12 protein-coding genes are annotated in these 12,696 nt (G+C 70.7%); 5 read left to right on the top strand and 7 right to left on the bottom strand.

What is annotated here, in order from left to right; all coding sequences use genetic code 11:
* The first annotated feature begins 103 nt into the window (after positions 1 to 103).
* Positions 104 to 727 (top strand): hypothetical protein, encoded by a 624-nt coding sequence (locus tag NP095_RS01290; RefSeq protein ID WP_232417960.1) that lies wholly within the window; start codon positions 104 to 106, stop codon positions 725 to 727.
* Between the two features lies 1 nt (position 728).
* Here NP095_RS01290 and NP095_RS01295 read toward each other — a convergent pair whose 3' ends face one another.
* Both NP095_RS01295 and NP095_RS01300 read right to left on the bottom strand, forming a co-directional pair.
* Positions 729 to 1,454 carry an ABC transporter permease gene (locus NP095_RS01295; protein WP_232417955.1) on the bottom strand — a complete coding sequence of 242 codons (726 nt, stop codon included), beginning with the start codon at positions 1,452 to 1,454 and terminating at the stop codon, positions 729 to 731.
* Positions 1,451 to 2,167 carry an ABC transporter ATP-binding protein gene (locus NP095_RS01300; protein WP_232417950.1) on the bottom strand — a complete coding sequence of 239 codons (717 nt, stop codon included), beginning with the start codon at positions 2,165 to 2,167 and terminating at the stop codon, positions 1,451 to 1,453. Before NP095_RS01300 ends, NP095_RS01295 begins: the two co-directional genes overlap by 4 nt.
* A gap of 88 nt (positions 2,168 to 2,255) precedes the next feature.
* Between NP095_RS01300 and purL the strand changes: the two genes are divergently transcribed.
* From purL to NP095_RS01320, 4 genes are all read left to right on the top strand, one after another.
* Entirely contained in the window at positions 2,256 to 6,110 is a 3,855-nt protein-coding gene (gene purL / locus NP095_RS01305; RefSeq protein ID WP_232417947.1) for a phosphoribosylformylglycinamidine synthase, read from the top strand.
* Positions 6,111 to 6,225: 115 nt separating this feature from the next.
* Positions 6,226 to 6,378, top strand: a complete 153-nt coding sequence (locus tag NP095_RS01310; RefSeq protein WP_232417944.1) for a hypothetical protein — start codon at positions 6,226 to 6,228, stop codon at positions 6,376 to 6,378.
* Positions 6,379 to 6,456: 78 nt separating this feature from the next.
* On the top strand, positions 6,457 to 7,074 hold the full coding sequence (locus tag NP095_RS01315) for a DUF47 domain-containing protein (RefSeq protein WP_232417941.1): 618 nt from the start codon (positions 6,457 to 6,459) through the stop codon (positions 7,072 to 7,074).
* Between the two features lie 18 nt (positions 7,075 to 7,092).
* A complete protein-coding gene (locus NP095_RS01320; RefSeq protein WP_232418561.1) occupies positions 7,093 to 8,097 on the top strand; it encodes an inorganic phosphate transporter in 1,005 nt (334 codons plus the stop codon).
* 123 nt (positions 8,098 to 8,220) lie between these two features.
* Here NP095_RS01320 and pstB read toward each other — a convergent pair whose 3' ends face one another.
* The 5 genes from pstB to NP095_RS01345 all read right to left on the bottom strand — a co-directional run bounded on the left by pstB (position 8,221) and on the right by NP095_RS01345 (position 12,651).
* On the bottom strand, positions 8,221 to 9,000 hold the full coding sequence (pstB, locus tag NP095_RS01325; protein ID WP_232417938.1) for a phosphate ABC transporter ATP-binding protein PstB: 780 nt from the start codon (positions 8,998 to 9,000) through the stop codon (positions 8,221 to 8,223).
* 20 nt (positions 9,001 to 9,020) lie between these two features.
* Positions 9,021 to 10,088 carry a phosphate ABC transporter permease PstA gene (gene pstA / locus NP095_RS01330; protein WP_232417935.1) on the bottom strand — a complete coding sequence of 356 codons (1,068 nt, stop codon included), beginning with the start codon at positions 10,086 to 10,088 and terminating at the stop codon, positions 9,021 to 9,023.
* The gene (pstC, locus tag NP095_RS01335) at positions 10,088 to 11,032 is read right to left on the bottom strand and encodes a phosphate ABC transporter permease subunit PstC (protein ID WP_232417932.1); all 945 of its coding nucleotides are present in this window, start codon (positions 11,030 to 11,032) and stop codon (positions 10,088 to 10,090) included. Before pstC ends, pstA begins: the two co-directional genes overlap by 1 nt.
* A gap of 81 nt (positions 11,033 to 11,113) precedes the next feature.
* Complete coding sequence (gene pstS, locus NP095_RS01340) at positions 11,114 to 12,205, bottom strand: phosphate ABC transporter substrate-binding protein PstS (protein ID WP_232417929.1); 1,092 nt, start codon at positions 12,203 to 12,205, stop codon at positions 11,114 to 11,116.
* A gap of 152 nt (positions 12,206 to 12,357) precedes the next feature.
* Positions 12,358 to 12,651 (bottom strand): hypothetical protein, encoded by a 294-nt coding sequence (locus NP095_RS01345; protein WP_232417926.1) that lies wholly within the window; start codon positions 12,649 to 12,651, stop codon positions 12,358 to 12,360.
* Between the last annotated feature and the right edge of the window lie 45 nt (positions 12,652 to 12,696).

The raw sequence follows: 12,696 nt of genomic DNA on the forward strand, positions 1-12,696 counted from the left end.
AACTGTGAGTTACCGCACACTCTAACTCCGAACGGTAACTCCGGGGTACAGGGGATGGTCCTGAGGTCCACGGCCCCCATCGACGTCCGCCTAGGCTGGAGCCATGGGCATCGGAAACACGGGACGTCGGGTCAACGCCGCGGTGGGCTCCATGGCCGGCCGCGTGGACGGCCACACGGTCGAGGTGGCGAATCACGCCGCCCGGGTCCTGACGCTCGCGGTCCGCGTGCTGCGCTGGCCGACGCTGGTCGTCCTCGTGCTGGCGTGGCCGTTCATCGCCGGGCTGGCGGTCATCTCCGTGGCCGCAGACGACACGTGGCTGAAGGTGGTCGCCGGCGTGCTGGCCGTCCTGGGTGGCGCGATCTCGGCGGCCTTCGGCTTCCGGCGCAACCGGATCCTCACGGCCGTGCAGGACGAGGAGGAGTTCGCGACCGAGCTGGGCATCGCCGTGGCCCTGAGCGACGACGTCGGAGAGGCGCGACTGGCGCTGGGCCAGCTGGCCGGCACCGGTGGCGGCGCCCGGGTGTTCTCGCGACTCAAGGGCCTGTGGCGTGGGCTGGGCGTCGGTCCGGGAGTCCTGCAGGGAGCGAACGACCTGCCCCGGGCGAAGTGGTTCTTCCCGCCGAAGATCGGCACGACGATCACGCTGTTCTTCGCGGCCCTCTGGGTCGTGCCGGTGTCGTTCGTGAGCTGCCTGCTGCTGGCGATCGCCCTCGCCGCCCGCTGAGTCAGGGCGTCCGGCGGCGCAGCGTCAGCGAGGCCAGGGCGACGGAGCCGATGGCGAACCCGATGAGGACCAGCAGGTCCGTGACGCGCTCGTCGGCGGTCTGCCCGTCGGCCAGCGAGGTGAAGGCGTCCGTCGAATAGGTCAGCGGCATCACCACCGACAGCCACCGCAGTACGTCGGGCATGCGGTCGACGGGCACCAGGAGTCCGCACACCAGGATCTGCGGGATGATCACCAGCGGCATGAACTGGACCGCCTGGAACTCCGTGCGGGCGAACGCCGACGCCAGCAGCCCGAGCGCCGTGCCCACGATCGATCCGAGGATCGCGAAGACCAAGCCCTCCCACGGGCGGTCGAGGCCGAGATCCAGCGCCCACTGCCCGACCGCGAGGCTGATCACCGACTGCACCAGCGCGACCAGGCTGAACGCCAGCGCGTAGCCGCCGATCAGCTCACCGCGCCGCAACGGCGTCGTCAGCAGTCGCTCGAGGGTGCCCGACATCCGCTCGCGGACCATCGTGACGCTGGTGATGAGGAACATCAGGATGAACGGGAACAGCGCCAGCATCTGGGGACCGACCCGCTCGAAGACCCGGGGCTGGTTGTCGAAGACGTAGCGGAACAGCAACAGCAGGATCGCCGGGAGGATCAGCAGCATCACGACGCTGCGCGGGTCGTGGCGCAGCTGCCACAGCACGCGCTTCGTGGTCGCCAGGGTCCCGGTCATCGCCCGCCGCCCGTCGCGAGGGCCAGGAACGCCGACTCGATGTCCTGCGTGCCCGTGGCCGCGCGCAGTCCGGCGGGCGTGTCCTGGGCGATGAGCCGTCCCTCGCGCATCAGCAGGACCTCGTCGCAGCGGTCCGCCTCGTCCATGACGTGACTCGACACGAGCAGGGTGGCGCCCGCGGACGCCAGGTCGGTGAACAGCCGCCACAGGTCGCGGCGCAGGACGGGGTCGAGCCCGACGGTCGGCTCGTCGAGCAGGTACACGTCGGGCGACGCCAGCAGCGCGGCGGCCAGGGAGACGCGGGCGCGCTGGCCACCGGAGAGGCTGCGGGTCAGCTGGTCCCTCCGGTCGGCGAGGTCGACCGATCGCAGGACCTCGTCGACGCGCTCCTGCTCCACTCCGTAGATCGCGGCGAAGTAGGCCAGGTTCTGGGCCACGGTGAGGTCGTCGTAGACCGAGCTGCCCTGGGTGACGTAGCCGACGCGACGGCGGTTGACGGCCGAGCCGCCCGGCTCGCCCAGCACGTCGACCGTGCCGGACTTCACGATCTGGACCCCCACCAGGGAGCGGATCAGCGTGGACTTGCCGCACCCGCTCGGCCCCAGCAGCCCGGTGATCCTGCCGCGGGGAATGGTCAGGTCGAGTCCGTCCAGCACCGTCCGGCCGCCGCGCTCGACCACGAGCTGCCTGACCTCGATGGCGGCGGCTGTCATGAATCGACCATCACACCGGAGCTGCGAGCGCGCAAGAGTCGTACGACGCCCGTCCTGGCCGGTTCGTGCGGCCACTAGGCTGGGCCGCGTGTCGCGCGACGTCGAACTCACCGTGGTCGAGGGCGGCAACGCTCTCTCGCCCTTCCGAGCCCGTGCCCTGCTGTCCCGCCTCCAGGAGCTGGCCCCCGGGCTGACCGGCGTCCGCGCCCGTCACGTCCACTGGATCGCCAGTGAGAAGCCCTTGGCGGAGGACGTCGTCGAGACCCTCACGCGGCTGCTCGACTACGGCGATCCCGCCCAGGACGGACCCGAGGGCACCCTCGTCGTCGTCGGCCCGCGACTGGGCACGATCTCGCCGTGGTCGAGCAAGGCCACCGACATCGTGCACAACTGCGGCATCGACGTGCGCCGCGTCGAGCGCGTCACGGAGTACACGCTGACGGGCGCCGAGCCGACGCCCGAGCAGCTGGCGGCCTGCGCCGACGTGCTGCACGACCGGATGACCGAGACGGCGCTGACGTCGCGTGAGGCGGCGGCGGACCTGTTCGACGAGCGCGAGGCCGAGCCGATGCAGCGCATCGACGTCCTCGGCGGCGGCCGGGCGGCACTGGAGCAGGCGAACACCGAGTTCGGCCTGGCGCTGTCGGACGACGAGATCGACTACCTCGTCGAGTCCTTCACCGACCTGGACCGCAACCCCACCGACGTCGAGCTGATGATGTTCGCGCAGGCGAACTCCGAGCACTGCCGCCACAAGATCTTCAACGCGGACTTCGTCGTCGACGGCGAGCCGCAGGACCGCTCGCTGTTCGCGATGATCCGGCACACCGAGCAGGTCGCCGGTCACGGCACCGTCGTCGCGTACAAGGACAACGCCTCGATCATGCAGGGCGGCTCGGCGACGCGCTGGCTGCCCGAGTCGGCCGACGTCCCCAGCCGCTACACGGCGCGCGAGGACGAGATCCACGTGCTGATGAAGGTCGAGACGCACAACCACCCCACCGCCATCTCGCCCTACCCGGGCGCCGCGACGGGAGCGGGCGGCGAGATCCGCGACGAGGGCGCGACGGGCCGCGGCTCGCAGCCCAAGGCCGGCCTGACCGGCTTCGTCGTCTCGAACCTGCACCTGCCAGGCACGGACGAGCCGTGGGAGACCGAGCAGTACGGCCGGCCCGAGCACATCGCCAGCCCGCTCGACATCATGACCGAGGGCCCGATCGGCGCCGCCGCCTTCAACAACGAGTTCGGCCGGCCCGGCCTGGGCGGCTTCTTCCGCGTCTACGAGCAGACCGTCGACGGCGTCCGCCGCGGCTATCACAAGCCGATCATGAGCGCGGGCGGCCTCGGGTCGATCAGCGCCGAGATGACCGAGAAGATCGCGTTCACCGGAGGCACGCTGCTGGTGCAGCTCGGCGGCCCCGGCATGCGCATCGGCATGGGTGGCAGCGCCGCCTCCTCGAAGGCGGCCGGCGCCAACGCCGCCGAGCTGGACTTCGACTCGGTCCAGCGCGGCAACCCCGAGATCGAGCGTCGGGCGCAGGAGGTCATCAACCACTGCTGGTCGCTGGGCGAGGACAACCCGATCCTGTCGATCCACGACGTGGGCGCCGGCGGGCTCTCGAACGCCTTCCCCGAGCTGGTCGACGACGCAGGTGTCGGCGCGACGTTCGACCTGGCGGCGGTGCCCGTCCTCGAGACCGGTCTGGCCCCCAAGGAGATCTGGTGCAACGAGAGCCAGGAGCGCTACGTCCTGGCGATCGCGCCGGAGTCCCTCGAGCGGTTCGCGGCCCTGGCCGAGCGTGAGCGCTGCCCCTTCGCGGTGGTCGGCGTGGCCCGCGACGACGCCCAGCTGGTGCTGACGGCTGCCGATCCGGCGGACGAGTCGCCCGTCGACATGCCGCTGGAGGTGCTGCTGGGCAAGCCGCCGAAGATGACGCGTGACGCCACCCGCGTCGAGCGCTCCACGGCCGAGCTCGACCTCGCGGACATCGACGTGCGCGAGGCCGCCCACGCGGTCCTGCGGCACCCCTCGGTCGCCTCGAAGCGCTTCCTGATCACCATCGCCGACCGCACGGTCGGTGGCCTCACGCACCGCGACCAGATGGTCGGGCCGTGGCAGGTCCCGGTCGCCGACGTCGCCGTGACGCTCGCCGACCACGTCGGCTTCGGCGGCGAGGCCATGGCCAGTGGCGAGCGCACCCCGCTCGCGGCGGTCGACGGGCCGGCGTCGGGCCGGATGGCGGTGGGCGAGGCGATCACCAACCTGCTCGCCGCGCCGATCCACCTGCCGGGCGTCAAGCTCTCGTGCAACTGGATGGCCGCGTGCGGCGAGGACGGCGAGGACGCCGCCCTCTACGACACGGTCCACGCCGTCGCGATGGAGCTGTGCCCGGCCCTGGGCATCTCGGTGCCCGTCGGCAAGGACTCCCTGTCGATGCGCACCCGCTGGACCGACGAGTCCGGTGAGGACAAGCAGGTCACGGCGCCCGTCTCGCTCGTCGTCACCGCGTTCGCCGCGCTGCCCGACGTGCGTGGCACGGCCACGCCCGAGCTGCCGGCCGACGCGGCGCTGCTGCTGGTCGACCTGGGCGCGGGCCGCAACCGCCTCGGCGGGTCGATGCTGGCGCAGGTCCGCGGCGAGTTCGGCGGCCGCGTGCCCGACCTGGACGATCCCGCCCGCCTCGTGTCCCTCGTCGACGGCGTCAACGCGCTGCGCGAGGCCGGACTGCTGCAGGCGTACCACGATCGCTCCGACGGTGGCCTGTGGGCGGCCGTCTGCGAGATGGCGTTCGCCGGCGGTGTCGGAGTCGATCTCGACGTCGCCGACCTCGCCGAGCTGTTCACCGAGGAACTCGGCGCGATCCTGGCCGTTCCGGCTGCCCGCGCCGACGAGGCGACGGAGCTGCTCGCGCGTCACGGCCTGGGTGAGCTGACGCGCCGCGTGGGCACGTCGACGACCGACCGGCTCGTCCGCGTCCCCGGCCTCGGTCTCGAGGAGTCGCTGACCGAGCTGGCGCAGACGTGGGACGAGGTCTCCTGGCGCATCTCGCGGCTGCGCGACAACCCCGAGTGCGCCGACGCCGAGCACGCCGCGATCGGCGCGCCGGAGCCCCTGCTGACCGTCGAGACCACGTTCGACCCCACGGACGACGTGTCCGCCCCGTACCTGGTCGGTCGGGCGCGGCCGAAGGTGGCGATCCTGCGCGAGCAGGGCGTCAACTCCCACGTCGAGACCGCGTTCGGCTTCGACCGGGCCGGGTTCGACACGTACGACGTGCACATGACCGATCTGCAGTCCGGGCGGTTCGACCTGTCCGACGTCGTCGGCCTCGCCGCCTGCGGCGGGTTCTCCTACGGCGACACCCTGGGCGCCGGCGAGGGCTGGGCTCGGTCGGTGCTGTTCAACCCGGCCCTGACCGACGCGTTCTCCGGGTTCTTCTCCCGACCCGACACGTTCGGCATCGGCATCTGCAACGGCTGCCAGATGTTCGCGGCCCTCGCGGACCTCATCCCCGGTGCCGACGCGTGGCCGCGGTTCACCCGCAACGTCTCCGAGCAGTACGAGGCCCGCCTCGCGCTGGTCGAGGTCCTCGACTCGCCCTCGATCTTCTTCTCCGGCATGGCCGGGTCGAAGGTGCCGATCGCGGTCGCGCACGGCGAGGGGTTCGCGAACTTCTCGGTGCGCGGCGATGCCGACGCGGTGCACCGCGCGGCGCGATTCGTCGACGTGCAGGGCCGGGTCGCCACGCAGTACCCCGCCAACCCGAACGGGTCGCCCGACGGGCTCACGGCGGTGACGACCCCGGACGGTCGATTCACGGCGATCATGCCGCACGCCGAGCGCGTGCAGCGGAACGCCCAGATGTCGTGGACGACGGGGGATCCTGCTGCGGAGAGCCCGTGGCTGCGGATGTTCCGGAACGCGCGCGTGTGGGTCGATTGAGGCCGGCACCGGCCACCGGGCATAGTTCCAACGGACTGTTTTTGTCGCGACGCTTCGACAGGTGGACTCGTCCGCGTACTCTCGGTATGTGGCCTTGTACCCTCCCGGCGAACGCGTGAGCGAGCCGCTCGACGACCGGCTGCGCGACGACGCCGCGCTGGCCGAGATCGAGCTGACCTCCCGCCTCATGATCGCCGCATCGGGTGCCGCCGCCCCTCTCAGTCAGGCCGAGATCGACGGGCTGCTGGGCATCGATCCGCACGCCTGACCGCCTCGGTTGACGGCGACTTCCGCAGAGCGCCTACCATGAGAGAGTCTGCCCAACATCCTCCCGAGGAGCCCCCGCGTGCGTTTTCGCATTCGACCGGTCGAGTCCACGTTCTACGACCTGTTCACCGAGTCGGCCAACCATCTGGTGTCGGGGGCGGCCATCGTCGCTCGGATCCTGGACCCCGAAACCGACAAGACCGCCCTCGCTGCTCAGATGAACGACGCCGAGCACGCGGCCGACGACACCACCCACGCGATCATCAAGCTGGTGAACAGCACGTTCATCACGCCGTTCGACCGTGAGGACATCTACGCCCTGGCCAGTGGCCTGGACGACGTCATGGACTACATGGAGGAGGTCGTGGACAGCACGGCCCTCTATGGCGTGACCGAGTTCCCCGAGGCCATGGCCGCCCAGATCCAGGTGCTGCAGAGCGCCGCGAACCTCACCGCCGAGGCCATGCCCCGGCTGCGCACGATGAAGGACCTCCAGGACTTCTGGATCGAGATCAACCGCCTCGAGAACGAGGGCGACCGCAACCACCGCCGCATGCTCGCCGACCTGTTCGACGGCAACTACAAGGCGATGCAGGTGCTGAAGCTCAAGGACATCGTGGAGGCTGTGGAGCAGGCGATCGACGCCCTCGAATCGGTGGCCAACACGGTGGAGCAGATCGCGGTCAAGGAGTCCTGAGTGGACCTCGTCACCGTCATGGTGATCACGGTCGTCGTGATCGCCCTCGTGTTCGACTACACGAACGGCTTCCACGACGCCGCCAACGCGATCGCCACCTCCGTGTCCACCCGCGCGCTCACGCCTCGCGTGGCGCTGGCGATGGCCGCCGTTCTGAACTTCGTCGGAGCCTGGCTGGGTGTCGAGGTCGCCAAGACGATCCAGGGGATCATCGACATCGACGGCGTCACGAGCGTGGCCGATGCGGACCGGGCCCATGCGCTGACGATCGTGCTGGCCGCGCTGGTCGGCGCGATCGCGTGGAACCTCATCACCTGGTACTTCGGCATCCCCTCCTCCTCGTCGCACGCGCTGATCGGCGGAATCGTGGGTGCGGGCGTCGCGTCGACGACGGTCGTCCACTGGAACACGCTGGTCGACAAGGTCGCCATCCCGATGGTGCTGAGCCCGGCGCTCGGCTTCTTCCTGGCGTTCGGCTTCATGACCGCGATCATGTGGATCTTCCGGCGGGCCAAGCCCGCCCGGGTCAACCGCGGATTCCGCCTGGCCCAGACGGTCTCGGCTGCCGGCATGGCCCTGGGCCACGGCCTGCAGGACGCCCAGAAGACGATGGGCATCATCGTCCTGGCGCTGACCGCGGGCGGCCTGAACACCGGCGATGACATCCCGCTGTGGGTGATCGTCGCCTCCGCCACCGCGATCGCGGCGGGCACGTACTCCGGCGGCTTCCGGATCATGCGCACGCTGGGTCGTCGCATCATCGAGCTCGACCCGCCGAAGGGCTTCGCCGCCGAGGCCACGGCCGCCAGCGTCCTGTACGTCATGGCGATCGGCCTCCACGCGCCGGTCTCCACGACGCACACGATCACCTCGGCGATCATGGGCGCGGGCGCCACCCAGCGCTTCAGCGCCGTGCGCTGGGGCGTCGCGAAGAACATCGTCGTGGCCTGGATCGTGACGATGCCCGCGGCCGCCGCGGTCGCCGCCGCGTTCTACTTCGTGGCGCGTCCGTTCCTCCCCTGATGGGCCGAGCGCGCTCGCTTCGCTCGCGCTCACTCCCGGCTCCGCAGAGCTCCGCCGGCCCGGCCCCCTCGTCGCTTCGCTCCTCGCCATGGCGGGGAGCGAAGCGCTCCTGCGGCTGACGGATCAGCCGAAGCGGCCCTGGATGTAGGCCTCGGTCGCGGGGTCGTCGGGGTTGGCGAACATCTTGTCCGTCGGCCCCAGCTCGACCAGGCGGCCCGGCTGGCCCACACCGGCCAGGTTGAAGAACGCCGTCTGGTCCGACACCCGCGCCGCCTGCTGCATGTTGTGGGTGACGATCACGATCGTGTAGTCCGTCTTCAGCTCATGGATCAGGTCCTCGATGACGCTGGTCGAGATCGGGTCCAGGGCCGAGCACGGCTCGTCCATCAGCAGCACCTCCGGCTCGACCGCGATGGCGCGGGCGATGCACAGGCGCTGCTGCTGGCCGCCCGAGAGCCCCGAGCCGGGACGGTCCAGGCGGTCCTTCACCTCGGCCCACAGGCCCGCGCGACGCAGCGACCGCTCGACGATGTCGTCGGCCTCGGACTTCTTCATCCGCTTGCTGTTCAACCGCTGGCCCGCCAGGACGTTGTCCGAGATCGACATCGTGGGGAACGGGTTCGGACGCTGGAACACCATGCCGATCTTGCGGCGGACATTCACCGGGTCCATTTCGGGCGCGTAGAGGTCCTCGCCGTCGACCAGCACCTTCCCCTCGACGTGGGCGCCGCGGATGACCTCGTGCATGCGGTTGAGCGAGCGCAGGAAGGTCGACTTGCCGCAGCCCGACGGGCCGATGAAGGCCGTCACGGCGCGAGCGGGGATGGTGATGTTGACGTCCTGTACGGCGAGGAAGTCCGAGTAGTAGATGTTCAGGTCGGTGACGTCGATGCTCTTGGCCATGGTGGGGTCCTTCCGGGAGGTCAGCGCTCGCCCTGCGGCGAGAAGAAGTGGGAGACGAGGCGCGCGACGAGGTTGAGCGCCATGACGATCAGCAGCAGCACGAGCGCCGCGCCCCAGGCGCGTTCGATGCTCGGCTCGGCCGGGACGCCGGGGTTCATCAGCGCCGAGTAGGTGAAGACCGGCAGCGTCTGCATGCGGCCGTCGAAGAGGTTGAAGTTCACCGAGTCGGTCATGCCGGCGATGATCAGCAGCGGGGCGGTCTCGCCGATGACGCGGGCGATCGCCAGCGTGATGCCGGTGACGATGCCGGCCAGGGCGGTCGGCAGGACGACCTTGACGACCGTGCGCCACTTGGGCACGCCCAGGGCGTACGAGGCCTCGCGCAGCTCGTTCGGGACCAGCTTGAGCATCTCCTCGCACGAGCGGACGACCACGGGGATCATCAGCACCGACAGTGCCACCGAGCCCCCCACCCCGAGCCGCACGCCCTCGCCGAAGAAGAGCACGAACAGTGAGTAGGCGAACAGGCCCGCGACGATCGACGGGATGCCCGTCATGACGTCGACGAGGAACCGGATCGACGCCGCGAGCCGGCTGTCGTCGCCGTACTCGATCAGGTAGATCGCGGTGAAGAGCCCGATCGGCACCGAGATCACGGCGGCGGCGCCGGTGATCAGCAGCGTGCCGACGATCCCGTGGTAGATCCCGCCGCCCTCGCCGACGACGTTGCGCATCGAGTAGCTGAAGAACTCGGCCGAGAGCGCGCTGCTGCCCTTGCCGACCACCGTGATCAGGATGCTGACCAGCGGGATGAGGGCCAGCACGAAGGCGCTCGCGACCAGATGCGTGACCAGGCGGTCGGTGGCCTTGCGGCGTCCCTCCACGAGCATCGACCACACGGGCACGAGCGCGGCGACGCACCAGGCGAGCAGGATGCCGCGGACGGCTCCGAGCGGGGTGAGGAATCCGGCCAGCGCCGTGGCGGCGGCGAGGGCCCACACGACGTGCGGCCCCCACGTGGGGAGGCGGCGGCCGCGCAGGTCGGAGCCGAGGTCGGTGGCGGCGGGGCGGGTCAGGGTCGTCGTCATCAGTTGGCTCCGGAGAAGTCCTTGCGGCGGTTCACGATGGCCCGCGCCGCGAAGTTGACGGCGAACGTGATCACGAACAGCACCAGGCCGGTCGCGATCAGGCCGTTGACGGTGAGGCCGCTGGCCTCCTTGAAGCTGTGCGCGATGTTGGCCGCGATCGTCGAGGGGTTCGTCGAGCTGATCAGGTTGAAGGTGACCACGCCCGAGGCCGACAGGACCATCGCCACCGCCATGGTCTCGCCGAGGGCGCGACCCAGGGCGAGCATGGCGGCCGAGACGATGCCGGACCGGGCGTACGGCAGGACCGCCATCGTCGTCATCTCCCAGCGCGTGGCGCCCAGGGCCAGCGCCGCCTCCTCGTGCAGGCGCGGGGTCTGCAGGAAGATCTCGCGGCAGATCGCGGTCATGATCGGCAGGACCATGATCGCCAGCACGAGGGCGGCCGTCAGGATCGTGCGGCCCGTGGCGGACGCCGGTCCGGCGAACAGAGGAATGAAGCCGAGGTTCTCCTCCAGCCAGGCGTAGACCGGCTGCATCGCGCCGGCCAGCGTCACCATGCCCCAAGCGCCGTAGACGACGCTCGGGACGGCGGCGAGCAGGTCGATCACGTAGCCGATCGGCTGGGCGAGGCGCCGCGGCGCGTAGTGGCTGATGAACAGCGCGACGCCGATGGCGACGGGCGTCGCCAGGAGCAGTGCCAGCGCGGCGGCCCAGAGCGTGCCGAAGACCAGGGGACCGACGTAGGGCAGGAATGATGTGCCGTACTTGACCTCGTCCGGCGACGCCGTGATGCCCGGCAGGCCACGGATGGCCAGGAAGATCGCGACCCCGGCCAGGGTTGCCAGGATCAGCAGGGCGGCGCCGCGGGACAGGCCGGCGAAGACCCGGTCGCCCGGACGCTGCGGCGGCGTGGTGCGCGGTCGTGGTTCGGTCGTGCTGCTCACGTGGAGCCCTTCCTTGCTCGGATGGTGGGCTGGAGCCCATGACCCGGCCGAGAGCGTGCGCCCTCGGCCGGATCGAAGGCGTCAGCCGATCGTGTCGATGGCGGTCTGGACCTTGGCGGAGAAGCTCTCCGACAGGGGGGCCGAGCCGGCCGCCTTCTCACTGGCCTGCTGGCCCTCGGGCGAGGCGACGTAGGTCAGCCAGGACTTGACCAGCTCGGCCTCCTTCGCGTCCTCGTACTTCTGGCACGCGATCTGGTAGGAGACCAGGACGACGGGGTAGACCCCGGCGGCGTCGGTCGTGCGGTCGATCTTCAGCGCGATGTCGGTCGCGGCGCGGCCCGGCTCCGCCTCGGCGGTGTCCAGGACCTTGGCCGCGGCCTGCTCGGTCGGGCCGACGTACTCGTCGCCGACCTTCACCTGGACCCGGCCGAGGTCGCCGGCCTGGCTGGCGTCCGCGTAGCCGATCGTGCCGCTGCCGGCCTTGACCGCCGAGACGACGCCCGAGGTGCCGTCGGCCGCCTCGCCGCCCTTGAGGGGCCACGTCTCGACCACGCCGCCGCTCCACGAGCCGCCCGACGCCTCGGTCAGGTAGTCGGTGAAGTTCTTGGTCGTGCCCGAGTCGTCGGCGCGGTGCACCGTCGTGATCTTGGTGTCGGGCAGGTCGGCGTCGGGGTTGAGCTCGGCGATCGCCGGATCGTCCCACTGCGTGACCTTGCGCTCGAAGATCGCGCCGATGGTCGCCGCGTCGAGCTTCAAGTCCTTGACGCCGTCGAGGTTGTAGATGACGGCGATGGGGCTGACGTAGACGGGGACGGAGACGACGTCGGAGCCGCACCGATCGGTCGCGGCAGTGAGCTCGTCATCCTCGAGGTAGGCGTCGGAGCCCGCGAAGGACAGGCCGCCGGCGATGAACTGCTCGCGGCCGCCGCCCGAGCCGACGGGGTCGTAGTTGACGGTGACGTCCGGGTGCGCGGTCTGGAAGCCCTGCCTCCACGCGCCGACGGCGGACTCCTGCGAGCTGGCGCCTCCGCCGTTGAGCGTGCCGCTGAGCGAGCCGGCGGTCGCGTCGTCCGCGGAGGCGGTCTCGTTGGCGGCCCCACAGGCGGCCAGGCCGAACAACAACGTGGCGCTGGCTGCCGTGGCGGCCAGGGTGCGCATGGACTTGCGGTTCACGGGTGTTCCCTCTCTGCGAACAAGCGACACGGGGCGGAGTGCCTCGGTCACCGTCACCGTAGGAATCGCAGGTGTATCGGCGCTGCGACGAGAGTGAACGGAAGGTGAATCGTCGGGGAATGTCCGGCGGTGGCGCCGGAGGTGCTGCGGCCTCAGGCGTCGCCGCGGCCCGATCCGGCGGTGCTGCGGGCTCCCGTGCGCGCGAACACGAGGGTCACCAGCAGGGGCGGCAGCCACAGCACGCCCGCGGCGATCGCCACGGCACGGCGCGATCCCTCGGCCCCGAAGAGGGACGAGGCCCCGATCGCCGCCGTGACCATCACGGACAGGGCGAGGAAGCGCAGGATCAGCCGCCAGCCGCGCTCGTGATCGCGCTGCGGCCAGTCGTCGGAACGGAACAGCACGCCCGCGGCGAAGGCCGAGACGGCGGCGAAGACGAAGGTCATGGGGGACTCCCTCAGCAGCGGATCGGGGACCGGTCGCGGTTCCCG

The sequence above is a fragment of the Aeromicrobium duanguangcaii genome, from assembly GCF_024508295.1.
Lineage (GTDB): Bacteria > Actinomycetota > Actinomycetes > Propionibacteriales > Nocardioidaceae > Aeromicrobium > Aeromicrobium duanguangcaii.